The organism is Sphingomonas aerolata (assembly GCF_023935825.1).
GTDB classification, from domain to species: Bacteria; Pseudomonadota; Alphaproteobacteria; order Sphingomonadales; family Sphingomonadaceae; genus Sphingomonas; species Sphingomonas aerolata.
Genome location: NZ_CP098762.1, coordinates 1,720,001 through 1,746,460, shown reverse-complemented (window position 1 = coordinate 1,746,460; position 26,460 = coordinate 1,720,001). Strand labels below are relative to the sequence as shown.

At 62.9% G+C, this 26,460-nt stretch carries 16 protein-coding genes, 1 tRNA gene and 2 rRNA genes; 8 read left to right on the top strand and 11 right to left on the bottom strand.

The window, feature by feature from the left end; all coding sequences use genetic code 11:
- Positions 1-466 precede the first annotated feature (466 nt).
- The 5 genes from NEF64_RS08175 to paoA form a co-directional block, all read right to left on the bottom strand.
- On the bottom strand, positions 467-1,222 hold the full coding sequence (locus tag NEF64_RS08175; protein ID WP_192139319.1) for an SDR family NAD(P)-dependent oxidoreductase: 756 nt from the start codon (positions 1,220-1,222) through the stop codon (positions 467-469).
- A 36-nt stretch (positions 1,223-1,258) separates the two neighbouring features.
- Entirely contained in the window at positions 1,259-1,669 is a 411-nt protein-coding gene (locus NEF64_RS08170; protein ID WP_197976038.1) for a (R)-mandelonitrile lyase, read from the bottom strand.
- An 80-nt stretch (positions 1,670-1,749) separates the two neighbouring features.
- Complete coding sequence (paoC, locus tag NEF64_RS08165; RefSeq protein WP_252574795.1) at positions 1,750-3,960, bottom strand: aldehyde oxidoreductase molybdenum-binding subunit PaoC; 2,211 nt, start codon at positions 3,958-3,960, stop codon at positions 1,750-1,752.
- Positions 3,957-4,907 carry an FAD binding domain-containing protein gene (locus NEF64_RS08160; protein ID WP_252574793.1) on the bottom strand — a complete coding sequence of 317 codons (951 nt, stop codon included), beginning with the start codon at positions 4,905-4,907 and terminating at the stop codon, positions 3,957-3,959. Before NEF64_RS08160 ends, paoC begins: the two co-directional genes overlap by 4 nt.
- Positions 4,904-5,536: an aldehyde dehydrogenase iron-sulfur subunit PaoA gene (gene paoA / locus NEF64_RS08155; protein ID WP_192071946.1), complete on the bottom strand. Its 633-nt coding sequence runs from the start codon at positions 5,534-5,536 to the stop codon at positions 4,904-4,906. Before paoA ends, NEF64_RS08160 begins: the two co-directional genes overlap by 4 nt.
- A 117-nt stretch (positions 5,537-5,653) precedes the next feature.
- Between paoA and NEF64_RS08150 the strand changes: the two genes are divergently transcribed.
- From NEF64_RS08150 to NEF64_RS08135, 4 genes are all read left to right on the top strand, one after another.
- Positions 5,654-6,559, top strand: a complete 906-nt coding sequence (locus NEF64_RS08150) for a LysR family transcriptional regulator (protein WP_192139311.1) — start codon at positions 5,654-5,656, stop codon at positions 6,557-6,559.
- 701 nt (positions 6,560-7,260) lie between these two features.
- On the top strand, positions 7,261-7,497 hold the full coding sequence (locus NEF64_RS08145; protein ID WP_107934154.1) for a DUF3253 domain-containing protein: 237 nt from the start codon (positions 7,261-7,263) through the stop codon (positions 7,495-7,497).
- 566 nt (positions 7,498-8,063) lie between these two features.
- Complete coding sequence (locus NEF64_RS08140) at positions 8,064-8,813, top strand: SGNH/GDSL hydrolase family protein (RefSeq protein WP_252574791.1); 750 nt, start codon at positions 8,064-8,066, stop codon at positions 8,811-8,813.
- Complete coding sequence (locus tag NEF64_RS08135; RefSeq protein WP_252574789.1) at positions 8,810-10,285, top strand: carboxylesterase/lipase family protein; 1,476 nt, start codon at positions 8,810-8,812, stop codon at positions 10,283-10,285. Before NEF64_RS08140 ends, NEF64_RS08135 begins: the two co-directional genes overlap by 4 nt.
- Here the strand turns inward: NEF64_RS08135 and NEF64_RS08130 are convergent.
- Positions 10,282-11,874 (bottom strand): tryptophan halogenase family protein, encoded by a 1,593-nt coding sequence (locus NEF64_RS08130; RefSeq protein ID WP_252574787.1) that lies wholly within the window; start codon positions 11,872-11,874, stop codon positions 10,282-10,284. The genes NEF64_RS08135 and NEF64_RS08130 overlap by 4 nt on opposite strands.
- Positions 11,875-11,960: 86 nt before the next feature.
- The gene (locus NEF64_RS08125) at positions 11,961-15,140 is read right to left on the bottom strand and encodes a TonB-dependent receptor (protein ID WP_243845751.1); all 3,180 of its coding nucleotides are present in this window, start codon (positions 15,138-15,140) and stop codon (positions 11,961-11,963) included.
- Between the two features lie 254 nt (positions 15,141-15,394).
- Here NEF64_RS08125 and NEF64_RS08120 point away from each other — a divergent pair, with 254 nt between their 5' ends.
- Together NEF64_RS08120 and NEF64_RS08115 are read left to right on the top strand one after the other, a co-directional pair.
- Entirely contained in the window at positions 15,395-16,363 is a 969-nt protein-coding gene (locus NEF64_RS08120; RefSeq protein ID WP_252574786.1) for an ROK family protein, read from the top strand.
- Between the two features lie 67 nt (positions 16,364-16,430).
- A complete protein-coding gene (locus NEF64_RS08115) occupies positions 16,431-19,883 on the top strand; it encodes a glycosyl hydrolase 2 galactose-binding domain-containing protein (protein ID WP_252574785.1) in 3,453 nt (1,150 codons plus the stop codon).
- Between the two features lie 326 nt (positions 19,884-20,209).
- Here the strand turns inward: NEF64_RS08115 and NEF64_RS08110 are convergent, their stop codons facing one another.
- A complete protein-coding gene (locus NEF64_RS08110) occupies positions 20,210-20,821 on the bottom strand; it encodes a helix-turn-helix domain-containing protein (RefSeq protein WP_252574784.1) in 612 nt (203 codons plus the stop codon).
- Positions 20,822-20,937: 116 nt separating this feature from the next.
- Between NEF64_RS08110 and NEF64_RS08105 the strand changes: the two genes are divergently transcribed.
- Together NEF64_RS08105 and NEF64_RS19355 are read left to right on the top strand one after the other, a co-directional pair.
- Entirely contained in the window at positions 20,938-21,132 is a 195-nt protein-coding gene (locus NEF64_RS08105; protein WP_192191340.1) for a hypothetical protein, read from the top strand.
- Positions 21,133-21,160: 28 nt separating this feature from the next.
- The gene (locus NEF64_RS19355; protein WP_192191341.1) at positions 21,161-22,879 is read left to right on the top strand and encodes a recombinase family protein; all 1,719 of its coding nucleotides are present in this window, start codon (positions 21,161-21,163) and stop codon (positions 22,877-22,879) included.
- Here NEF64_RS19355 and NEF64_RS08095 read toward each other — a convergent pair.
- The 3 genes from NEF64_RS08095 to NEF64_RS08085 form a co-directional block, all read right to left on the bottom strand.
- A tRNA-Met gene (locus NEF64_RS08095) sits at positions 22,836-22,912 on the bottom strand. The genes NEF64_RS19355 and NEF64_RS08095 overlap by 44 nt on opposite strands.
- Positions 22,913-22,994: 82 nt before the next feature.
- Positions 22,995-23,109: ribosomal RNA gene (gene rrf, locus NEF64_RS08090) — 5S ribosomal RNA — on the bottom strand.
- 221 nt (positions 23,110-23,330) lie between these two features.
- Positions 23,331-26,127: ribosomal RNA gene (locus NEF64_RS08085) — 23S ribosomal RNA — on the bottom strand.
- Positions 26,128-26,460: the final 333 nt, after the last annotated feature.

The window sequence follows — 26,460 nt, the reverse complement described above, 5'->3', positions numbered from 1 at the left end:
AAGACGCCCATTAACTACAGGCCTCCAATCGACTTTCTGTGCCGGGTTCGATTTTTCAGCAATTATCGCGGTACGGTGAACGTCGCCCGCATGTATGGCGGACCCGCTGGAGAATAAGGCGACGACGCCTATTCGGAGAAGCCAGCTCGCGAATACTCTGAAGCGCAACTTCCAGCCTCCTATCGACGTCCAGCCTGCCTTCCTTCGCCGGTCCGGAACGAAACTTGGCAGATCATGCGAGGTCTTTAAGGCGATAAGGTGGCAGATCGCGTGAGGCTTCCGGTCAGGACCTTGCGTCAGCGGAGACCCAGAAGCGGACGTTTGCGGCAGTATTTGCGAACTCCAGATTCAGCCGTTCGTTCATTTTCCGTTCGCGACGCCGCTCCATTTAAGAGCAAATGGCGCAAGACAGGAATTGATAGCGGCTGTCGCGCTCACCGTCTTGAGTCTGCCTCTACTTGGGCAGTTAAAGTGACCAGCCGCCATCCACGGAAATTGCGGCACCGGTGACGAATCCGCCAAGATCCGCGCTCATCCACAGCACGGCGTCGGCGATCTCCTCGGGCTTTCCCAGACGACCGACCGGCTCGAGATCGATGGCTTTCTGGATGTCACCGTTGGTGAAGCGATCCATCATCGGCGTCTCGATGTTGCCCGGCAGGATCGCATTCACGCGGATATTCTGCTTCGCATAGTCGAGCGCGGCTGATTTCGTCAGGCCGATGATCGCGTGCTTGGAAGCGGCATAGGACGATCCGCCCGCCACCCCCCGGACACCAGCCCCCGACGACGTGTTGACGATCACGCCGCTACCCTGACGCACCATCTGCGCAAGCTCGTGCTTCATGCAGACGAACGTGCCACGCAGGTTGATGTCGAGAATCCGGTCCCATTCGGCGAGGTCGATCTCCGCGACCGGCGCCGCCTTGTTCTCGACTCCGGCATTGTTGAAGGCGATGTCGAGACTGCCGAAGGTCTCGATCACCCGCCCGATCGCCGCCTCGACCTGGTCCGGCTTCGACACGTCGCAGGCAAGGACCAAGACCTGTGCGCCGGCGTTCCTGACGGCGTCCGCGGTTTCGGACAGGGCATTTTCGGTCAGATCGAGGATCGCGACCTGCGCGCCCTCGGTTGCGAAGGCGACGGCGGTCGCGCGGCCGATGCCGCTGGCGGCGCCGGTGACGAAGGCGACCTTGCCGGAAAAGCGATGGGGATTGGTCATGGAAGATACTCGCGTTTGATGGGGGGGTGCGACTGTTCACTCGGTTCCGAGCGGCGCGAGATACTCGGCGTCCGTCACCTTGTTCATCCAGGTCACGGCCGAGCCGTCGACCGACTCCTGGATGGCGACATGCGTCATGCCCTGATGCGCCGTCGCGCCGTGCCAGTGCTTCCGGTCTGCCGGGCACCACAGGATGTCGCCCGCGGTGAACTCCAGCTTCGGGCCATCCGCGATTTGCGTCCAGCCTATGCCCTCGGTCACGATCAGCGTCTGGCCGGCGGGGTGCGTGTGCCAGGCACTCCGGGCGCCGGGCTCGAAATGGACGATCGCGCCAGAGACGCGCGACGGGTCGTCGCGTTGGAATCGCCCGGAGATCGTAACCTTGCCGGTAAAATTCGCCTCCGGCCCGTCGACGGTCTTCATCTCGGATTTGCGGGCGATGGTCATGTCGGGAGGTCCTCTTTGGGCTTGAGCGAAGCTGACGGGCAGCAGCAAGGCGACGATCGTGCCGAATTTCAGCAAGCGCATCACGTCAGCACCGGCAGCGCGTCGAGGTGCTTCTCGAGCGTGATCGGATACTCGCGCACGCGGACGCCTGTTGCGTTGTAGATCGCATTGGCGACCGCTGGCGCGACCCCGGTCAGACCCAGCTCGCCCACGCCCTTGGCCTTTACCGGCGAGATCGTTGGATCGACCTCGTCGATGAAAAAGGCGTCGAGATGCGGGATATCGGCATGCACGGGCACCTCGTAGCCAGCGAGATCGTGGTTCACGAAGAAACCGAAGCGCTTGTCGATCGCCATGTCCTCCATCAGCGCCGCACCGACGCCCATCACCATCCCACCGATCACCTGACTTCGTGCGGTCTTTGCGTTGAGGATTCGCCCCGCCGCGCACACCGCGAGCATACGCCGTACCCGGACCTCGCCAGTGTATGCGTCGACCGCGACCTCAGCGAAATGCGCCCCGAAGGTCTGCTGCTGGAACTGATCGGCGAGCTTGGCGAACTCCATCAGGTCCTCGACCACAATATCGCCGTCCTTCGCCGCGTCAGCGAGCTTTACCGACCGGTTACCGCTGCGGACTTGCCCCTCGGCAAAGTCGACGTTGGCGGTGTTGAAGCCGAGCCGCTGCGCGACCGTCTTGCGCAGCTTCATGCACGCCGCATAGACACCTGCTGTCACAGAAGGCGCGCCCTGCTGCCCGCCCGACCCTGGCGTTTCAGGGAAGGTGGAGTCTCCGAGTTTGACGACGATCCGGTCGGGCATGACGCCCATCATCTCGGCCGCGGTCTGCTGGACGACCGTGTAGCTGCCGGTGCCGATGTCCGTCATGTCGGTCTCGATCGTGACCACGCCGTGCCGGTCGAGCCGGGCCCGTGCGCCGGCCTTGGCGATCTTGCCGCCACGAATTGCGCCCGCCATGCCCATGCCGATCAGCCATTGTCCCTCGCGGACCTTGCCAGGCTTGCTTTGGCGCTTGTCCCAGCCGAAGCGCTCCGCACCCTCGCGCAGGCAGCGGACAAAGGCTCGGGTCGAGAAAGGCTTGTTTGGGTTCTCCGGATCGACCTGCGTATCGTTCACGACGCGAAGCTCGATCGGATCCATCTTCAGCTTTTCCGCCAGCTCGTCCATCGCGACCTCGAGCGCCATCAGCCCAGGCGCTTCGCCCGGCGCACGCATCGCATTGCCTTCGGCAAGATCAAGCGTCGCCAGCCGCATCCGCGTCAGCCGGTTCGCGCCGGCGTAGAGCGTCCGCGTGGAGGTAACGGTCGGCTCCGTGCGCCCACCGATGAGGTTGCCCGACAGGCTATCGTGACCGATCGCCGTCAGCCGCCCGTCACGGCCCGCCCCCAGTTGCACACGCTGGATCGTCTTGGGCCGGTGGATCGTCGTGTTGAACATGATCGGACGTTGCAGCGCGATCTTTACCGGGCGCTTGACCACGCGCGCGGCGATCGCTGCCAGCGCGAGATCGATCTGCACGGTTCCCTTACCGCCGAAGCCACCACCAATGTAGGGCGAGATCAAGTGAACGTTCTGCTTGGGGATACCGAGGATCAACCCGAGGTCGCGCGTTCCCCAGTTCATCTGCTGGATCGACGTCCAGCACGTCACACGGTCGCCGTCCCACCTGGCGATCGAGGCATGCGGCTCCATCATCGCGTGCGCCTGGTCGGGCACGGTGTAGGTCTCGTCGACCTTAACCGGTGCCGCGGCGAACGCCTTGGCGAAGTTGCCAACCTGCTTCTCGTTGGGGCCGCCAAACTCGCCTTCCGGCGGGACGGGCGCGCTCCCGTTCTGCGCTGCCAGATCAAACCGTCCGGCCGCCCGCTGATAGGCGACACGGACGAGCGCCGCGGCAGCCCGAGCCTGTTCGAAAGTCTCGGCGACGACGACGGCGACCGGTTGATGGTAATGGTCCACCTCGGGCGCAGCGAGCATCTTCTGGACGTAGAACTTGCCGACCCCGGGCTTGCCGGCATTCAGATAGGTGACGACCCCGACTACCCCGGGCGCGCGTTCAGCATCGCGCGTGTCGATTGTCGTGATCCTGCCCTTGGCAATCGCGGCGCCGAGGATGTAGCCGTACGCAAACCCGGGTGCGACGTCCTGCCATTCATAGGCATAGGTCGCCGTACCGCTTGTCTTAAGATGGGCCTCGTAGCGATCGAGTGGCTTGCCGAGCACCTTCATCCGATCGGTCGGATTGGCGCCTGCGGGTTTGTCGAAGATCATGGCTTCACCTCTGCAAGAACTGCTGCGAGCGTGCGCGTAGCGAGCGGAATCTTGAACGCGTTGTCGGTGGTCGGCCGCGCATCGGCAAACACCGCCTTGGCCATTTCGACCGCGCCATGCGGCATCGCCGCGTCTGCGGCCTCCACTCGCCACGGCCGATGGGCGACACCGCCAAAGGCAGCGCGCCCGCTGCCGTCACGCTGGACGATGGCGGCTACCGACACGAGCGCAAACGCGTAGGACGCGCGGTCGCGCACCTTGCGGTAAACGTGCGTACCGCCGACCGGACGCGGCAATGTTACCGCAGTGATCAGTTCGCCATGGTCGAGCACATTGTCGCGCTCGGGCGTGGTACCCGGCAACCTATGGAAGCTGCCGATCGGGATGGATCGTGTCTTCCCGTTGGCTTGCACCGTCTCGACGGTGGCATCGAGCACGCGCATCGCAACCGCCATGTCGCCTGGATAGGTAGCGATACACGCCTCGCTCGATCCGATGACAGCGAGCTGGCGCGAATAACCACCGATCGCGGCACAGCCCGACCCGGGCTTGCGCTTGTTGCAGGGTTGGTTGGTGTCGTAAAAATACGGGCACCGCGTCCGCTGAAGCAAATTGCCGGCGGTCGTCGCCTTGTTCCGCAGCTGGCCTGACGCACCGGCAACAATCGCACGGCTGAGTACGCCGTAGTCGCGTCGCACCCGCTCCTCGCTCGCCAACGCCGTGTTGCTGACAAGCGCACCGATCCGCAGCCCACCGTCGTCTGTCGGTTCGATCTGGTCTAGCTTCAGGTCCTGAACGTCGACCAAATGAGTGGGCGTCTCGATCTCCAGCTTCATCAGATCGAGCAGGTTTGTACCCCCCGCCAGGAACCGCGCATCGGAATTGCTCGCGACCAATTTAGCCGCCTCGGCAGGCGTCGTGGCGCGCTCGTAAGTGAAGCTTCTCACGTGCGCACTCCTGAAATTTCGGCCATTGCGTCGGCAATGTTGGAATAGGCGCCGCAGCGACAGATGTTGCCACTCATCCGTTCGCGCAGCTCGACGCCGGTCGGCTGCGGCGCTGCCATCAGATCGGCCTGTGCATGGCTTGGAATGCCACGCTTGATTTCCTCCAGCACAGAGACCGCAGAACAGATCTGCCCCGGCGTGCAGTAGCCGCATTGGTACCCGTCGTGCTTCACGAAGGCGGCCTGCATCGGATGCATACGCTCCGGGGTGCCAAGGCCCTCGATCGTGGTCACAACATCGCCTTCATGCTGGACGGCGAGACTGAGGCAGGCGTTGATCCGCTCCCCATTGACGATGACCGTGCAGGCACCGCACTGCCCGTGATCGCAGCCCTTCTTGGTGCCTGTCAGGTGCAGATGTTCGCGCAGGGCATCGAGCAGGGTCGTACGCGGATCGAGCGTCAGTCGGTGAGGCTTGCCGTTCACCGTCATGGCGACCTTGTACGTCGGCACAGCTTTCATAGGCGGCGCGGCGTCGGCCGTTTCGCTCACGATGGTGGATACTGCAGCAGTCGTGGCGCTGCTCATCAGCATCTCCCTTCGTGACAATTGGAAAGTCTTACTAGCCATCGGCGATCCTCCTTGGGCGCGCCAACGAGCGCCGCTCAGGATCATTAAACGCTTTCAAACGTGGCAAGTTACCCATGCGCTACTTGATGCAACGATGAATCAAGTTCAGCATGGCATATGCTTGTTACCCGTACCAACCTGACGGACCTTGCCTATTTTTTGGCGATCGCGCGTCACCGAAATTTCCGACTGGCCGGTTTGGAGCTTGGCGTATCAGCCTCCGCGGTCAGCCACGCCCTTAAAGGTTTTGAAGAGCGCGCGGGCGTCCGTCTGATCAACCGGACCAACCGCTCCGTTACCCTGACGTCGGCTGGTAAGGCGCTTGAGCAGTCGGTCTCCGGCTCATTTGCTGACATCGGGTCCGCACTCGAAAGCCTCGATCAGCTTCGTGCCACTCCTGGCGGCAAGATCCGCATCAACGCCGTCGTCGATGCGGTAACGCTAGTTCTCGGTCCCGTGCTTGCCGAGCTGTCTCGCCGCCACCCCGATATCGAGGTCGACCTTGTCTCTAGCAACCGTATCGTTGATGTCGTCGGTGAAGGGTTCGACGCAGGCGTGCGCTATGGTGGCACCGTTCCTGAAGACATGATCGCGCAGCGTCTTTCCGCCGACCTTAGATGGGTCGTCGCGGCATCCCCGTGCTATCTGGACGAACATGGCACGCCAACCCATCCGGAGGAGTTGAAGCACCACCGTTGCCTCGGGGTTCGGCTCGGTGACGACAGTATCTACCGTTGGGAGTTCGAGGGGCCGGAGGGTGACTTTGACGTGCCCATCAAAAGCGCGATGACAGCCGATGACAGCCGATCGACGCTAGCGATGGCGTTGAACGGTGCAGGTCTGACGTTCGGGCTTGAGCAACTGTTTGCCAAGCATGTCACCGATGGAACTTTGCGTCTGCTGCTAACCGATTGGGCAACGACGGGGCCCGGCTTCTACCTCTACTATTCCGGACGACGGCAGCTACCCGCAGGGTTGCGCGCTTTGCTGGCCATAGCGGGTGAACTAAAGCCGCTTGGCTGACGCATACGCATGGGTTCCAGCTATTCAGCTCCGCCCCGTCCTAAATATCACCCTTGGTCAGGTGACAGGCAAGACCCATAAGGCGACGCTCAGACCGTCCTACCTTCGCCCGAAGAGGCGACGTTCGTTCAGCTTCGTATTTTAGCCGACTCGCCCGCCGCGACAGGCTAGCCGAGCAGGCGTTCCAATGGGGTCCTCGTCGACCATGCCGGCTGCATCCGATGGGCTAGAACCTCGTCCCGAAAGTGATGCTCGGCCCAAAGTATAGGCGAGAGTGTTCCGTGTCGGCCCCGTCCGACCAGTTCCGCTGGAACCGGCCGATCACTTCCGCCGAGATGTCCTTTTTGACGGCGAACAATCGCCGGACTGGCGCCGAGACGTCTAACCCAGCCTGCACCCCTAGGCGGAGATCTTGGCGAAGCTCGCTCCGGGATCCCACCCGCTCGTTGCGATAGAAGCTCCACTCACCCATCGCTGCCGCTACCGCGCGGAGGTCGTCCCAGAACGGATCCGAGATCACATCGGCGCTCGCAGTCGGGAATATCCGGTTCTTCGTCGAATCCGTCGACCAGAGGTATTTCAGCTTGCCGCAAGCTTCCCACGCCCATCCTGCCACGTTCCGCACGGATAAGCTGCCCGAGGAAGGCGCCGAATGCCAATAGCACCTTGACCAGCCGGAGTGCGCGGTCGACGCAGTCTGAATGACGGATCCGAAGGCAGCCACACTTTCCCTGCTCGAGCGCCGCGCACCGGGGGCGACGATATGCCCAAGCGAAGTGGCCCGTTCAATTGCACAGGATTGGCGTAGCGCAATGCCTGCAGTCCATGAAGCGATAGACGAGCTAGTGAGCAACGGGCTGGTACAGCTCAGCTGGAAGGGACAGCCGCTTGCAAAGCGCTCAGGACCGTACAGGATCCGCAATCTTGGCGGCGATTGAAGCTAGGGCTTAATTCGCATATTTTGCCCATTCCAGTATCGGAAGTCAGCTCAACAACGTCATATTCAGCAGCTGCGGCTGCGGCGACCCACGGGCAGACTTTCAAGCCGCTCCTTCTGCGGCCCGCAAACAGACATCGGTTTAGGTTGGCACGCTGTGCTCATTGGTCGCTTGCGGCACGAACACGGAGAGCGCGAGCGTGACGCCTACGATTATCAGGACGCCTTAGAACGTCAGGTGCAGGCCGCGCGCTAGCCCTGCCCACTTCGCCACTGTGCTTGCCGCCGACCCCTGCCCTACGAGTATCTACTGAATCTGTTGCAGCGGCCCAGCGGGTCAGCGTGCTAGGCTGTCATTGAGCTCAATGACCAGCACCGCCGCCCCAAGCGTGCTGCCAGATTGCAGGCAACAAGTTGGAGACCGTCGTGGCCCCACGCTCTGCGAAACCCACGCTGCCCTGGATCAGTGTGAGGATAAGGCACCACAACCCATAGTTGGCCGGTCGCACAAAATTTAGCTTTGCCGTCTCATTATGCGATAGCGCTGCGAGAGTTCCGGAGCGCAATATGAAAACGATCTTACTCAGCTTGTCTCTGGCAGCAGTGGCCGCACCGACAATCGCGAAGACGGATGATGTGAAGGCCAGCGCCGCGCGCCAAGCGGAGGAGCGGTTGCATACCGATTGGGCATGGCTCAGCCGCTACACGGAGGCCAATGCGGAGTTGCCGGCCGGCATGGCGGGCCCACGCGTCGTCTTCATCGGCGATTCAATCACACAGGGCTGGTTCGACATGGCCCCTACCTTCTTTACCGACAACAACCGCATCGGACGCGGGATCGGTGGGCAGACCACGCCGCAGATGGTGTTGCGCTTTCGCCAGGACGTGATCGATCTGAAACCCGCAGTCGTACAGATCATGGCCGGCACCAACGACATTGCCGGTAATACCGGGCCGATGACGCCCGACCAGTCGAAGGCCAATATCATGACGATGGCGGAACTTGCGCGCGCGCACGGGATCCGCGTGATCCTCGCCTCGATCCCGCCCGCCGCGAATTTTCCGTGGCGGCCCGGCCTCGAAACCGCCGACAAGATCGTGGCGATGAATAGCTGGTTGAAGGGGTACGCTGCGCAGACCGGCGCTACCTATGCCGATTACTGGACGGCGCTACACGACGGCAAGGGGTTCCGCGCGAGCCTGACCTATGACGGCGTCCATCCGAACAAGGCGGGATATGCCGTCATGGGACCGGTTGCCGAAGCGGCGATCCGCGCGTCGCTCGCCAAGCCGGCGCCAAAGGCGCTCGCCCAGTGATCGTCCTCGCGCTGGCGCTCGCAGCCGTCACCGCCGGCCCGGTGGTGCGCGCCGACGATGGTCCGGTCCGCGGCGAGGCGCTTGCGAACGGCGGTGCAGTGTTCCGCGGCATCCGCTTCGCCAAACCGCCGACCGGACCGCTGCGGTGGCGCGCGCCCGAACGGCCGACGCGTTGGACTGAACCTGTCGAGGCAATTGCGACCCATGCGGCCTGTCCGCAACCCGTCTATGGCGACTGGAACCGGGACGCGGCGATCAATAGCTCGGAGGATTGCCTGTTCCTCGACGTACGCACGCCGACGTCGAGCGCGACCGCGGCGCTGCCGGTGCTGGTATGGATCCACGGCGGTGGCAATCGCGCGGGCGCCGGCGGCGGCACCGTCGCATCGCGGATCACCGAAGCGGGCGTCGTGCTGGTGAGTGTCCAGTACCGCCTCGGCGCGCTCGGCTTCCTGTCGCATCCCGCCCTCAGCCGTGAACAGGGGGGGCATTCGGGCAATTACGCGTTGATGGACCAGCAGGCGGCGCTCGCCTGGGTCCAGCGCAACATCGCGCGCTTCGGGGGCGATCCAAAGCGCGTCACGATTGCGGGGGAATCTGCCGGCGCGCAGGACGTCGCGCTTCACCAGCTGACCCCGGCTTCGCGCGGGTTGTTCGCGCAGGCGATCCAGGAAAGCGGAACGCCCGGTTTCGGTGTCGCGCCGCGCACGCTAGTGCAGAACGAACGCCTGGGTGAACGTCTCATAAGGGCCGCCGGACTGCCGGATACGGCCCCGACCGCCCAGCTCCGCAACCTGTCCGTCGACAAAATCCTGGAGGCGCAAGACGCAGTCGATGTTCCCGATCTGGACGATGACAGCTTCATCTGGTTGCAGGCGGTAATCGACGGTCGCGTCCTGACCGACACGCCCGCCAAGCTGCTGGCGAGCGGCCGGTTCGCGCGGACGCCGCTCGTCATCGGCGTCAACGCGAAGGAACTGCCCCTACATGGCGGTCGCGCGGCGGCGGAGGCGACGGTCCGACGCGAATTCGGTGCCGGCGCCGACCGGGCGCTCGATCTCTACGGGCTCCAGCGCGGCGGCATACCTGTCGACGACCCGCGCCTGGGTGACGTCACCACGCAGATCGCCGATGACGTGACCTTTCGCTGTCCGACGATCGCTGTCTCGAGGGCATTCGCACGCGCAGGCGTACCGGTGTGGCAGTATCAGTTCGACTACGCGCCGACTGGCGGCACGGTCAGCCATGCAAGCGAGATCGGCTATGTGTTCAACCCGCCGCAACCCGGCCAGCCGCCACTGCAACGCTATTGGGTCAACTTCGTCAGAACCGGCAATCCCAACAGCGCCGGGCTGCCCCTATGGGCGCGCTATTCGGTCGACACGCGCGCTTACATGGCGTTCGAACAGACCGGCCCGGCTGCGCGGCGAGACCTGCGCGGGCCAATCTGCACGCTGCGCGACACTCCTTAACGCGCCGGCATCATCAGGCGATCAGGAGGGCCGCCCGGCTCGGCAGGCTGCGCGAGCCCCGGACTGCGCGCAGCCAGGCCGAGGAACGCGTCGTGCGGCTGCGCGAGCGCAACTGCCTGTGCAATCGACTCCTTCATCCGGGCAAATGCCGACTCAAGGTCCGGAATCGAGAAATGGTCGGCACCGGGATCATGCGCGGCGGCGTCGATCCCGAAGCCTGCATACATCGACAGCCAGCTCGGATCCTGGAACGATTCCCACTCATACCGGACTAGATGGCCGCGCGCCTTGAACAACCGGAGCTTGTGCGCCAGCGCCTCGGGAAGCGCCGTGTCGCGGCAGCGATCCCACATCGGCTCTCCACGCCTGACATTGGCAAAATAATGTAGCAGCAGGAAATCGCGAATCCGCTCATATTCCAGTCTGGTCGTGCGATTATATTCCTCCGCCAGCGCGGGATCAAACCCGCGATCGGGCAGCAGGGCGAGAAGCTTTTCGATACCCGTCTGTATCAGCGTGATGCTGGTCGATTCGAGCGGTTCCATGAAGCCCGCGGCGAGACCAAGTGCGACACAGTTCCCCTGCCAGAAGGCCGTACGCCGCCCAGTGCGAAAGCGGATCATGTTTGGCTCGCCTAGCGCTTCGCCCTCGAGCCTCCCCTTCAGCGTAGCGACCGCCTCGTCGTCAGAGATGTGACGGCTCGAATAGACATAGCCGTTGCCGACGCGGTGCTGGAGCGGGATCCGCCACTGCCAACCGGCTTCGAGCGCGGTGCTGCGTGTATACGGGGTCAGCGGCCCCGATCGCGTGCATGGCATCGCCACTGCCCGGTCGCACGGCAGCAGGTTCGTCCAGTCCTCATACGCCACGCCCAATGCGTCGCCGAGCAGCAGCGACCGGAACCCCGAGCAGTCGATGAACAGATCGCCGTCGATCGCCTTGCCACAACTGGTGTCCACCCCGCTGATGAACCCCGTGCGACCGTCGACGCGCACATCGGTGATAGTGGCATCGATGTGTTCGACGCCCCATGCGATCGCCTTCTGCGCCAGGAACCGTGCGAATAGCCCGGCATCGAAGTGCACCGCCCAGTCGAAAAACAGCAGATCGTGAACCGGCCGGTCGGTCGGCGGCATGAACAGGTTGCGCTTCGCCAGCGCGGTCGCGAGACAGAAATCGGCCAGCGGCGAAGCGTGACCGGCAGCGTTCATCTTGCGCCAGTAATGATGGAACGCCACGCCGCGCGATCGCATGCCGTACAGGCCGAACGGGTGGAAGAAGCGCTCGCCTTCGCGCTTCCAGTCGACGAACTCGATGCCGAGTTTGACCGTGCCCTGCGTCGCCGCCATCACCTCCTGCTCGGTGACGCCGATTTCGCGGAAGAAATCGCGGATGCCCGGCACGGTCGCCTCGCCGACGCCGACCGTGCCGATCGCGCTGGAGTCGATGACCGTGATCTTGACCGGCTGGCGGTCGAGCCGCCGGGCGAGCAACGTTGCCGCCATCCACCCCGCCGTGCCGCCCCCGACGATGACGATCGAGCGCAGCGGCCCGCGGGCGGATGCCGGACCCGGTGTTCTGCCCGTCATGACCAACTCCCCGTCAACGCAGTCCGGCGTACAGGTGCCCGCCACCCCGATGAAAGCCGGCGAGCATCTGCTTCACACATTACGCCTTAGAACTTGAAGCGTGCACCCGCCATGAACCGGCGCTCGTAAATGTTGTTGTAGGCCTTCTCGTCCGGGAAGGTCAGATAGTATTTCTCGTATTCTCCGGTCAGGTTCGACCCTTGCGCATACAGCGTCAGGTTCGGCGTGAAGTCGTAGCTGATCGACGCGTCAACATAGTTGGTTGGTTGCTGATAGAGTTCGAGACCCTGGATACCGCCGAAATTCTGCTGCACCGCGCGTTTGGAGCGATAATTCCACGCGACACGCGCCTGGAAATGATCGTCCTGGTAGAAGCCTGCCAGATTGGTCTGGATCTTCGAATTATCCTGGAACGGGATCGCATCGCCCTTCAGATCGACCGCGCCGGAGTCGGACGGCGAATAGGTGATGTTCGCGTCGATACCGAAGTTGGTCAGGATCGACGGCATGAAGCCTAGGTCGCTGAACGACTGTTTCCAGCCGGCCTCGACGCCCTTCAGCGTCCCGCCATCGCCCTGCACCGGCGTACTGATCGAGACCGTTCGGTTGCGAACGACGCCGTCATTGTCGGGCAGGTCGGTGCGGACGATGTTGCCCGACTGGATGAAGCTCGCAACGTCGATGTAGAAGGCACCGACGCTGATCAGGCTGCTCGCGCCGATATAATATTCGAGCGATCCCTCGACGTTGGTGGCGCGCCACGGATCGAGCTGCGGGTTGCCGTTGGAACTGCCGCCGGTGACGCGGAACACGGGCGAACCGGGGTTGCTCGTGTCGATCGCATAGGTCGGGTTAAGGCCACCGCCCCATTGATTGAGGTCGAGCAACGTCATCGTCTTCGAATAGGCAAGCCGCAGCTTCACATTCTCGGCGAGGTTGAACGCGAGATTGAAGGCGGGCAGGAAGTCGGTGAAGCTGCGCTTGGTCTCGACGGTGCCGTTGCTCAGATTGGCCAGGCCATAGGGCTGTGGCGAACCGGTGACAAACTGCGTGATGTCAAGCTTGGTGTTGATGACCTTGAGGCCCGCATTGCCCGACACCGGGATGCCGAACACGTCGCCCTTGACGTTGAGCTGCGCGTAGCCCGAAATCTGCTTCACGCCGACGTTGAACGACGCGCCGGGGTTCTGCACTTCCACGTTGCCGGGATAAAAGCTGTTCTGGAACGCCAGCGCGTTGTCCATCACCTTGGGATCCAGCACGTAGATCGGCGGCAGGCCAGCGCCCGGCAGGTTGTACTGCTTGACCTGCCCGTTGAAGATCGGATCGCTCGCCTTGCGGACCTGCCCTGCGGTGTAGGGAGCGAAGCTGGCGGTCCCGAACGTGCCCGTACCGGCACGGCACGAGGCATCGTTCAGGGGGACGTCGAATGCCTTCCATTTGACCAGGCAGCCACCCGCCTGCGACGCCTGCCCGGCATAGAGCGGTGCCGCGCGATCGAATTCGAAATCGTCGACCGTGCGCTCGCTATACCGGCCACCCAGGGCCAGGCTGACATTGTCGTTCGCCTCGTAGGAGACGTCACCGCGGATCAGCTTGAGGTCGCCCTTGCGCCGGTAATTGCCCTCCGAAGAGGTCGTCTTCATCGTGTAGCTGTCGATATTGCCGAGCGCGTTCGTCAGCTGCGATGGCAGCGTAAATACGGGCTGGTTGCCGGTGAAATCGACCGTCGCTGGTAGCGACGCCGCGCCCGCCAAGGTGTTGACGACATAGCCGCCGGGATTGAACGCGACGTCTCCCGTCGGATAATGACCGATCCCGCCCGGCTGCCACTGCGCGCCGTTGGACGGGCTGAACTGCAGATAGCTCTGGTCGTAATTCGAATAGGCCTTGCCGTAGATACCGCGCAGGCTAGCCTTGAAGCGACCGCCATTGTCGTACTTGAGTTCGACATTGTAGTTCTGCGACTGCGACTTGAAGCGATCATTCTGCGCGTACGAGTCGAAGTTGCCGAGATCGTAATTATAGACTTGTGTGGTGTTCAGGTCATAGTCGCGAGTCACGCCGCCGTTGCTGAGCGAAACAACCGAACCCGTGTTACGCGACTGCCCCGGGACGAATTCGGCCGCCTGCCAGTTGACGTTCTGCATCTGAATGCCGGCAGTCCGGTCGTTCTCGTTCTGGCGGGTGAAGAACGCGTCGGCGTTCAAGGTCAGCGCATCGCTGATCTCCCACTGCGCCGAGGCATTGATACCGATCCGCTCGCGCTGGTTCACCTTGTCCCAGGCGGTGAAACCCTGTGGGACGATGAACGCGTCGTTCGAGTCACCATCGCCGTTCACGTCGCGGCCGGTACCGACGATCGTGCCCTTGGGACGATTGGCGGGCGAAAAGCCGCTGCTCAGGTTGACGTCGCCAGTCGGGTTGGCGGCGGTGTTGAACTGCTCGTTGTGGAGCGCTGCGCCATAGCCTTCTTGGATGCCGTTGTGCGAGTTCGACAAATGCAGGTTCGAATAGGCCCCGGACACGAGGAAGCCGACCTTCTCACCACGGAAGCCGAACAAGCCGTTCAGGTTTGGATCGAATTCCTTGGTCTTGTCGCCGTACGCGCCCTCGGCGGCAGCCGCGAAGGTGAAGCCCTTCTTCAGGTCGAACGGACGGCGCGTACGCAGGTTGACGGTGCCGGTGATGCCCGCGTTGAGCAGGTCCGCCGTGCTCGACTTGATGACGTCGGCGCCGGCGAACAGCTGCGACGGGATGTCGTTGAAATTCGGTTGGATCGTCGTGATCGATTGCGCGCCGAGATAGGCCTCGCCGTTGAGCAGCGTCGTCACCTGTGGCAGGCCGCGAATGTTGATTGCGGCCCCCTCACCCGCGTCGCGGCGGATCTGCACGCCAGGGATACGCTGGAGCGAATCCGAGATGGTCACGTCGGGCAGCTTGCCGATGTCTTCGGCGGAGATCGAATCGGTGACCGACGCGGCATCGCGCTTCAGGTTGACCGCACGCCGCTGCGCGCCGCGAATGCCGGTAACGACGATGTCCTCGCTTTCTGCGGCGGCATCACTCGTCGGGGTGGTCGGGGTTTGCGTTTCGCTCGCCTGATCGGCCGCAGCCGCGGACGGCGATGCAGCCTGATCTGTGGGCGCGCTTTGCAACACCCCCTGCGTCGTCGATGTTTGCTGCGCGAGCGCAGTACTGCTGCTGACCAACGCCGTCACCGACGCGGCGACCATCAACATGTTCTTGGATTTTGCGCGCAACATTCCGACCCTCTCCCTCACAATCAACACCGCCAGCGATTGGCGAACGCTTTAGCCTGCGAGAATGAAGTTGATCGGCGCCGCGGCGCCCTACCCCTCTCCCACGTGCCAGCCGCAACTTACCGTTGTCTTGGCACCCGTGTTCTACCGCGCCGCAAAGCGCCGTCAATTGGATAATCAATTTGCGTTTATTTTTCGAACTGGCATTGTCGATCAGGATGGCCGTGCAGTGGTCACGAGCATGGGGGGAGGATATCGTGGGGGAGAGTGGTACCATTGCCAACATCGGCGGGCTGGTATGCGAAGACGCAGCGCCGGCGCTGGGTATCGATTTCGGCGGTACGAAGATCGAAGCCGTGTTGCTCTCGAAAAACGGCGCGGCTGCGTGGCGGCAACGCATTCCCAATCCCGGCAGCTACGACAGCGCGCTGACCGCGATATCGAACCTGGTCGCCGCGGCGGACGACGCCGGGGGCGCGCGCTGCACGGTCGGGATCGGTGCACCGGGCTCGCCGTCACCGCGAACCGGGATCATGCGCAACAGCAACTCTACCTATCTCAATGGCCGCCCCTTTCGCGAGGACCTCGCCCGGGCGCTCGGTCGCCCCGTACGGCTGGTCAACGATGCCAATTGCCTGGCCCTGTCGGAGGCGATCGATGGTGCCGCTGCGGGTGCGCAGAGCGTCTTTGCGCTGGTGATCGGTACCGGAGTCGGTGGTGGCGTCGTGCTTTCCGGCGCCGCGATTGATGGTGCGCACGGGATCGCTGGCGAGATCGGCCATCTGCCCCTGCCCTGGCCCGGCGGACGCGAGGCCGATCCTCCGCCATGCTGGTGCGGGCTGTCGGGCTGCATCGAGAGCTGGGTTTCGGGTACCGGCTTTGCGCGGGCCGCGGCCACCGAACACGGGCTGGCGCTCAGCGCGCCCGACATCGTTGCCGCGGCGCGCTCCGGCGACCCCGCGGCCCGCGCCGCGCTGGATGCCTATGTCGATCGCCTCGGGCGTGTGCTCGCGCTCGTCGTCAACCTGCTCGACCCCGAGGTGATCGTCCTTGGCGGCGGCATGTCGAACGTCACCGAAATCTACGCCGGCCTGCCCGATGTCGTGCGCCGCCACACATTTTCCGACCTGTGGGACGGCCGTATCGTGCCCGCACGCTGGGGCGACTCCTCCGGCGTTCGCGGTGCCGCAAGATTATGGACAAAGGATCCGCAGGTCGGTCACTGACCCGGCATACCGCGGCACAAAACTGACCGGCAGCATTGCCAAGCCGGCACCTCAGGAGGGACTATTCATGCGACTGGCGACACTTACCACCCTGTTACTGCTAGGAACGGCCCTGTCGGGCGCGGTTGCAGCGCAAACCGCGCCAGCCGACGCGCCAGCAGCGATCGGCAACGCCGGCCCCTATAACGTCGACATCCTCGCCGGCGGGATCGGCGTCGAGCGCGACCTGACCGGCGCGCAGGCAGGGGTCGCCGCCGATGCGCCCTGGACTTTGTCGACCTGGGTCCGGCCCGGTGCAACGCGCATGACCGGCACCCTGCTGGCCGTCGGCGATCCGCTGGGGGGCTGCCGCTGTCTCTCGCTCGTCGATGGCCGCGTCACCAGCGCCGACGGCAGCGTTCGCGTCACCGGCGGAAGCATGCTCGCCGCCGGTCGCTGGACGCATGTCGCCGCCGTGTCTGACGGTCGCACGCTGACGCTCTATGTCGACGGCCGGCCGGTCGCGTCGCGCGCCGGCCGCTCGGTCGCCGTCACGCCCCGTCTGGCACTGGCACCCGTCACCGGCACCGGCCGCGCGAAGCAGCATTTCGGCGGATCGCTGGCCAACGCGACGTTCGACGCGCGCGCGCGGAGCGCCGCGGCACTGGCCGACGCGGCCCGCGCCCAGCCAGACTTCGCGCTCGTCCAGTTCTGGCAGGTCGGCGTCGGCTGGCCGCTTCAGAAACAAGCCAATATCGGTTTGACGCAGCAACAGGATCCGTGGACGCTGCCAAAGGCACGCGGCGACGCCACCACGCCGCCGGTCGTAAACATGCCCTTGCCGCCGACGGGGTTGGCGCCGGCACGCGACGGCCGCTGGCTGGTAAACGGCTGGCAGCTCGCCGCCGCGCCGGACGTGCGCGACGATGGCGCGACGCTGTCACGTCCGGGGGTGCCCAGCGGCACATGGCGTGCCGCAACCGTGCCGGGCACCGTGCTGACCACGCTGGTCGATCGCGGAGTCTATCCCGACCCCTATTACGGGTTGAACAACCTCAAGATCCCCGAAAGCCTCGCCCGGCAGGATTACTGGTACCGCACCAGCTTCGCGGTCCCGTCCGAGGCCGCCGGGAGGCGGCTCACGCTCGTCTTCGGCGGCATCAACTATGCCGCGGACGTCTGGGCAAACGGCCGCAAGCTCGGCAGCACGCGCGGCGCGTTCATCCGCGGCCAGTTCGATCTCGTCCCCGTCGCCGGTGAGAACGTCGTCGCGGTGCGCGTGTCGCCGCCGCCCCATCCCGGCATTCCGCACGAACAGTCGATCAGCGCCGGCGTCGGCGAGAATGGCGGGCAGCTTGCGATCGACGGCCCGACCTTCGTCGCCACCGAAGGGTGGGACTGGATTCCCGGCATCCGCGACCGCAACACCGGGCTGTGGCGTCCGGTCGAACTGCTGGCGCATGGCGACGTCAGCCTGCTCGACCCGCAGGTCGTCACCGATCTGCCGCTGCCGCGTACCGACCGTGCCGATGTCCACATCACCGTCCCCGTTCACAACGACGGCACCACGCCGCGCAGCGTCACCGTTCGCGCGGCGTTTGGCGACGTGCATGTCGAGAAGACGGTGACCGTATCGCCCGGCGAGACGAAGGTCGCCTTCTCACCCAAGGACTTCGCCCAGCTGCGCGTCGCAAATCCGAAACTCTGGTGGCCGAACGGCTATGGCGAGCAGGCGCTGTACCAATTGTCGCTCGAGGCGCTGGCCGATGGCCGGCTGTCGGACACGCGTACCGACCGGTTCGGCATCCGTGAGGTGAGCTACGACCTGTCGCTGTTCGATACCGCGGGCGCGCTCCGGCGGGTCAATCTGCAGTTCACCGATGGCAGCCTGCGCGGCGAACGTCTTATCGACGTCCGTCACGAAGCGATCAAGCAGTCGCCAAACGGCTGGACCGAATCGATGACCGCGGCTGGCGAGCGCTCCCCTGCGGTGACACCCGTCGCGGAGACGATGCCCGAGCCGCATTTGACCATCCGCGTGAACGGCGTGCAGATCGCGGCGCGCGGCGGCAACTGGGGCATGGACGATGCGATGAAACGCGTCGGCCGGGACCGGCTGGCGCCCTATTTCCGTCTCCAGAAGGAGGCGCACATGAACGTCATTCGCAACTGGATGGGCAATAACACCGAAGCCGAGTTTTTCGACCTCGCCGACGAGACCGGCATGATGGTGCTCAACGATTTCTGGCAATCAACGCAGAATTTCCAGGTCGAGCCGCAGGACCCGGAGCTCTTCCTGAAGAATGCGGACGACGTCGTGCGGCGCTACCGCAATCACCCGTCGATCATCCTGTGGTTCGGCCGCAACGAAGGCGTGCCCTATCCCGCGCTCAACGAAGGGCTCGACGATCTCATCGCGCGCGAGGATGGCACGCGCTGGTTCACGGGCAGCTCGAACGTCGTCAATCTGCAGGGATCGGGGCCGTACAACTACCGGCCACCGGTGGGCTATTTCACCGATCTGGCCAGCGGCTTCTCAGTCGAAACGGGAACGCCGTCGCTCTCGACGCTTGAATCCGTCCGCGCCACCATGCCCGATAGCGAGACCTGGCCGCTCAGCGACACGCTGGCCTATCACGACTGGCACTTTGCCGGGAACGGCGACACCAAAACGTTCATGACGACGCTGGCGACGATGTTCGGGCCTGCGACGAGTTTCGCCGATTTCGAGCGGAAAGCGCAGATGATGAATCTCGAGACGCACAAGGCGATGTATGAAGGGTTTCTGGGCCATCTCTGGACCAAGAACTCCGGCCGGCTCTTGTGGATGACCCACCCGGCCTGGCCGTCGAACGCATGGCAGATTTACAGCTGGGACTATGATACCCATGCGGCATATTACGGGGCGAAAAAGGCCGCGGAGCCGCTCCACGTTCAGCTGAACCTGCCGGGCAACGAACTGGTCGTGCTCAATACCACCCGCGAGCCAAGCCCCGGCCTTCGCGTTCGCACGCGGGTGGTCGGGCTCGACAATGCCGAACTGTTCAGTCGCGAGGATCGTCTCGATGCAAAGGCGAATGCGGCAACCCCGCTTGCCGCCGTGCCACTCAACCGCCTGTTCGCATCGCATCCGATGGTTTTGGTCAAGCTCGACATGACCGATCAGTCCGGCAAGACGGTTGCGGAGAATTTCTACTGGCGCGGCAAGGACGAGGCTGCCTATCAGATGCTCAACAGCCTGCAGAGCGTTACCCTGAGCACTTCGGTCGCCGCCCCGATATCCGTCGGTGACGACATGATGGTCGCCGTGACGCTCACCAATGCCACCAAGGTGCCCGCGCTCAATGCGAAGCTGACGCTGGTCGATACGGCGGGAAAGCGCATCCTGCCGGCATTCTACAACGACAATTATATCGCGCTCCTGCCCGGTGAGACTCGGCGCATTGAAATCCGCTATCCAAAGACGGTCGGCGCGGCACCGGCGGCGGTGACGTTACGAGGCTGGAACCTCCCGGAAATGACGCGTCCGATCGGACGATAGCGCGTTTGATCATACGCAGGTCATTATGGGGCGCGACCGCGTCGCCGCCCCTGATGATCGGAACTACGTCCGGAACGGGACGCCTTGAAGGGCGACGGGGCACACCTGAACATACGGCGCTTTACGCTAAAAGTGCCACCTAATGCGGACTGCCGGCTTTCCACCAAGGAGCAACACTCGCCCCGCCCGCCCCTTCTTCTGAACGAACGTCCGTTTATGCCGATCGCCTGCCGAAAGCAGACAGGCTGCTTTCCACCAAAGAATGCAAAGCCGACCGGCTGCTCTGCGTGGCCACCGACCGCATCGCGGCCGGGGCTGCGCAGCGTTTAATCTCCTTCCTCGTCGCCGCCGTCACAAAGCCGCGCGATCCACGGATTGCAGATCACCAGTACCGGCGGGTCGCGTAGGTCAGTTCCGGGAATAAACTTGAACACGTTGGACCGCCGAAGCTGCCCCCGCTCGAGGCGTGAGAGCAGCGCGGCAGAAATCCCGGCGGCCTGGGCCGCTCCCACCAGCGTCATCTCCTTTTGCCGTCGCGCGAATCTGATCCGCTCGCCGAGCGCGATGATCTGGTTTCCTTTGACGCCTTCAAGGAAGGTGCGGTGCCGTCGCGGCGCCTCCTCCGCCGGCACGCTGGCGAGCCGCCCCCCTCCCGACATGTCGTTGACGAAGTTGCGGGGGTCGGCGTCCGTCTCGACGGCATGGGCGACATGCTCCCAACCAAGCTCGAGGATGTCAAGCAAGGCGTCGAGCGTGGCAGGCCCCGGCCACGCGGCACCACGCTCGATGTCGGACAGCGCCCCTCGCGTGATACCGGCACGTGCAGCGACCTGGGCCTGAGTCCCGAATGCCGCACCCTCCAGCTTGCCCTGGCGATGACGCTTCAGGAACCCACCAAAATCGGCCCGCAGCCGGACAGCGCCTCGCGGCAGCAACATGCGGCTGGGACGATCCGGCTGGGACACCGCGCCACACCTATACGCGGCTTAAATAGTTGAACAGCCGAATGTCGAGTTTTTGCACACAGCCTTGAAGCCTCTCCCAAAACGCCGTCATGGCCGTTCCCGCCACCTCCTCGAACAACAGCACCGCCGAGCCGCGGCTATGTTTGTCTGCGGTCGACGAGGCGCTGCTGCTCCTGCTGGCGAGGCGGCTTGCACGTGCGCTGTTGCTGGAAGCGGAAGCCGATATGGCGACGGAGATCACACAACCACGGCTTGATTCCGCGCAGTCGGATTCGCACTCTTGATCCTCCGTCCGCTGCAAGGTGCCGACCGATGACCCACGCCGCCGTCGCTTATGGCCGTAAGAGCTTCGACGACCCCGACGAGCGGACGTCGTCGGTCGACGACCAGCAGCTGTTCGCGCAAGGCTATGCCGAGCGCTGCGGGCTGGAGGTCATCGCCTTCCACGGCGACGACGGCATCACCGGCGCGACGATGGAGCGCCCGGGGCTACAGGAGGTCCTGAAGCTCATCACCAAAGGCCAGGTCCGCAACCTCATCATCGAGGATGTCGACCGGCTGAGCCGCGACGCCGAGCATCTCCATTACATGGTCAAGCTGTTCCGGCTGCACCAGGTGGCGGTGCACACGGTGGTGGCGGGCAAGGTCGACGACCTCGTGCTCGCGTTCAAGGGTATCATCGGCGAGCAGCAGCGGATGCGCATCGCCTATACGACCAGGCGCGGCCTGCGCGGCAAGGCGACGCGCGGCGGCGCCACGGGCGGTCGCGTGCTCGGCTATCGCCGCGCGGTGACCGGAGAGGACGCGCAAGGTCGCGAGCTCGACCAGCTCGAGATCGACGACGAACAGGCCGAACTCGTCCGCCGCATCTTCCGCCTGTACGCGGAGGGCTGGAGCCTCAAGCGGATCTGCAACGCCCTCAACGCCGACGGCATCCCCTCTCCGCGCGCCCGCGAGCGCGGCAAGTACAATGCCGGGGTCTGGAACCCCTCGACGCTGTCGGGCGACGTGACGCTCGGCGAAGGCATCCTCAACAACGAGCTCTACATCGGCCGCCGCATCTTCAACCGCCGGACGTGGGTCGAGGTGCCCAACGAGCGGCGCGGCTTCTCGCGCCGCCCGCGCCTCAACCCCGAGGCGGAGTGGATCATCCGCGACGAGCCGCAGCTCCGCATCATCGACCAGCTGCTGTGGGAGCAGGTGAAGGGGCGGCAAGCCGAAGCACGCCGCGCGCGTGACGCGAAGTTCAAACTGACCGGCAACCCGCTGGCGGGTGCCAAGCGTCCCACCCACCTCCTCTCCGGGCTGGTGACCTGCGGCGCGTGCGGCGCCGCGTTCCTGGCCACCGGCGCCGGGCGGTGGCGGTGCAAGGGGCACCGCACGGGAACATGCGACAACGGCTCGATCACCACCATCGAGCTGGAAGCCCGCGCACTGGCGGGCATCCGGGAGCGGCTGCTGACGCCAGCAGTCATCAAGCGCTTCGCCGTTCTGCTCCAGCAGGAACTCGCCGCTGCGGCGCAGGCCGGAAACGCTGAGCGTGCCACGGCCGAGCACAAACTGGTGGAGATCCGCACGCGCATCGCCAATCTCGTCACCCAGATTGAGGAAGATGAGGACGCCCCCCGCGCACTGACGACACGGGTAAAGGATTTGGAAGCCGAGGAACGGCGACTGGAGGAGATCATCGCTGCAACGCCAGCGTCGCCGGTCGTGCGCCTGCCGGCGAACTACGAGAGCCTGTACACGCGCGCGATTGCCGAGCTCGACACGCACCTCGCCTCCACCGACGGTGCGAGCGCCCGGCAGACCATCCGCCCGCTCATCGAGAAGATCGTGGTGCAGCCAGGCAGCGCGCGTGGTGGCAAGCGCCGCCCCATCCAGCTGTACGGTGACCTGTACCGGATGCTGGCGTTCGCGGAGGAAGCGTGCGCGCCAAACGCACAACAGGCCCGTCTCTTACGAGACGGGCCTGTTGTGATACCGTTGGTTGCGGGGACAGGATTTGAACCTGTGACCTTCAGGTTATGAGCCTGACGAGCTACCGGGCTGCTCCACCCCGCGACGGTCCGGTTAGGGACGTAAGGGTAGATGAGATTGTGAATGGGTTTAGATATCGTGTGATGCATGTCGCACGGGCTTCAATGCCTGGCGACGACCTACTCTTCCATCGCTTGAGCGATAGTACCATTGGCGCAGGCGGGTTTCACGGCCGAGTTCGGAATGGGATCGGGTGGGACACCGACGCTATAGCCACCAGGCAATGGAGCCGGTGCGACATGCGTCACTGTGATATCTGGGTCCCTCGAGGCCTGCCTTGCGACGGGTCTTGAGGGTTTTAAAATCGATACCGTGCAAGGTTAGTGGTATTTATGACCAATCCCTCGACGGCGAGGGGATTGGCAATCTGGCGTCGTCTTAATCATCCGCACGCATCTTTGACGCTGGGCGAACCCAGTGTTGTCATTGATGGTGTGAGACTCTCAAGCGCGAATAGAGCAATTAGTATCGGTTAGCTCCATGCGTTACCGCACTTCTACATCCGATCTATCAACGTCGTGGTCTCCGACGGCTCTATGAAATCTTATCTCGAGGGAGGCTTCCCGCTTAGATGCTTTCAGCGGTTATCCCGTCCATACATAGCTACCCAGCTGCGCTCTTGGCAGAACGACTGGTACACCAGAGGTATGTTCAACCCGGTCCTCTCGTACTAGGGTCAACTCCTCTCAAATTTCGACGCCCACGGCAGATAGGGACCAAACTGTCTCGCGACGTTCTGAACCCAGCTCACGTACCACTTTAATTGGCGAACAGCCAAACCCTTGGGACCTGCTCCAGCCCCAGGATGTGATGAGCCGACATCGAGGTGCCAAACAACCCCGTCGATATGAGCTCTTGGGGGTTATCAGCCTGTTATCCCCGGCGTACCTTTTATCCGTTGAGCGATGGCCCTTCCACGAGGGACCACCGGATCACTATGACCGACTTTCGTCTCTGCTCGACTTGTCAGTCTCGCAGTCAGGCGGGCTTATGCCATTGCACTCTAACAGACGGTTTCCGACCGTCCTGAGCCCACCATTGCGCGCCTCCGTTACTCTTTAGGAGGCGACCGCCCCAGTCAAACTACCCGCCACAGAGGGTCCCTGTTCCGGCTTACGGAACGAGGTTAGACATCAGAAACAAACAGGGTGGTATTTCACCTATGGCTCCACATCAGCTGGCGCCGATGCTTCAAAGCCTCCCACCTATGCTACACAGTTTCTTCCTAATGCCACTCTGAAGCTGCAGTAAAGGTGCACGGGGTCTTTCCGTCTAACCGCGGGTACTCCGCATCTTCACGGAGAATTCAATTTCGCTGAGCATGTCCTGGAGACAGTGGGGAAGTCGTTACGCCATTCGTGCAGGTCGGAACTTACCCGACAAGGAATTTCGCTACCTTAGGACCGTTATAGTTACGGCCGCCGTTTACCTGGGCTTCATTTCAGAGCTTGCACCCCTCCACTTAACCTTCAGGCACCGGGCAGGCGTCAGGCCCTATACGTCGTCTTGAAGCCGACTTAGCAGAGCCCTGTGTTTTTGCTAAACAGTCGCTACCCCCTGGCCTGTGCCCCCTCAAAGTGCTTGCGCATAGTGAGGGCCTCCTTCTTCCGAAGGTACGGAGGCAATTTGCCGAGTTCCTTCAGGACACTTCTCTCAAGCGCCTTGGTATACTCTACCTGACCACCTGTGTCGGTTTCGGGTACGGTCTATACGGTGGGGCTATTTCCTGGAACCATTTCGAAGCCATCCCAATCCGATAAGGGATGACAACACACATGATCCGTCACACACCACCAGGCCCACGAATATTAACGTGGTTCCCATCGACTACCCCCTTCGGGCTCGTCTTAGGGGCCGGCTCACCCTGCGCGGATTAGCCTTGCGCAGGAACCCTTGGTCTTTCGGCGAGAGGGCATCTCACCCTCTTTATCGCTACTCATGTCTGCATTCGCACTTCCGATACCTCCACGACCCATTACCAGATCGCTTCACAGGCTTACGGAACGCTCCGCTACCGCGTACCACATAAGTGGCACACCCTAAGCTTCGGCACGTATCTTGAGCCCCGTTACATCTTCGCCGCAGGACCTCTTGTTTAGACCAGTGAGCTGTTACGCTTTCTTTAAAGGATGGCTGCTTCTAAGCCAACCTCCTGGTTGTTTTGGAAGTCCCACATGCTTTCCCACTTAGATACGATTTGGGGGCCTTAGCTGTAGGTCAGGGCTGTTTCCCTTTTGACGACGGACCTTAGCACCCGCCGTCTGTCTCCCGCATATCACTCTTAGGTATTCGGAGTTTGGTTAGGTTTGGTAGATCTCGCGACCCCCTAGCCCATCCAGTGCTCTACCCCCTAAGGTGTTCGTGCGAGGCACTACCTCAATAGTTTTCGCGGAGAACCAGCTATTTCCCGGCTTGATTGGCCTTTCACCCCTAAACACAACTCATCCGGTAACTTTTCAACGTTAATCGGTTCGGACCTCCAGTGCATGTTACTGCACCTTCATCCTGGTCATGCCTAGATCGCCGGGTTTCGGGTCTAATACATCAAACTCTGGCGCCCTATTCAGACTCGCTTTCGCTGCGCCTACACCTATCGGCTTAAGCTTGCTTGATACATTAAGTCACAGACCCATTATGCAAGAGGTACGCTGTCAGGCCATAAAAGCCCTCCAACTGCTTGTAGGCAATCCGTTTCAGGTACTGTTTCACTCCCCTCATCGGGGTGCTTTTCACCTTTCCCTCACGGTACTAGTTCGCTATCGGTCATGTACGAGTATTTAGGCTTGGAGGGTGGTCCCCCCATGTTCAGACAGAATTTCACGTGTTCCGCCCTACTCGAGTCCTGAATTCTCACTTTCGTATACGGGGCTGTCACCCGCTATGGCGTCACTTTCCAGAGACTTCTACTAGTTGAAATTCAGGCACTGGCCTGGTCCGCGTTCGCTCGCCACTACTAACGGAATCTCGGTTGATGTCTTTTCCTCCAGCTACTGAGATGTTTCAGTTCGCCGGGTTCGCTTCACGAAGCCTATTTTATTCAGCTAAGTGATACCTAACCTAATTAACCCAACCTGTGCGTTGCCACACAGTTCGGATTAATCGGGATAGGTGGGTTTCCCCATTCGGAAATCGCGGGGTCAAAGCTTGCTCACAGCTCACCCGCGCTTATCGCAGCGTGCCACGTCCTTCATCGCCTGTACATGCCAAGGCATCCACGAATTGCCCTTACCTCACGCTTGAGAGTCCACACCACCAACGACATCACTGGGTGCCTCCAGAGGAGGTCACCAACTCGGCAGAGCAGTGCGTCGTGGTCTTTGTCAGGTGCGGATGATTATAATCTCAGCCAGATTATATATTATGATGATGTCGATATCTGGAGCCTCGAACCGCTCGTCCAGATCGCGTTACGCCGAAGCGCTTCACGAACTGCCTAAGCAATCCTCGTCCCCAAAATCGAGCACCTCACGGCATCGATTTTAAAAAACCCATTCACAATGTCAAATACGGGTCGTCTCGACCCAATCACCGTGCTCTCGCACGGCGAACCGTTTCTCTTCATCATCTGGATA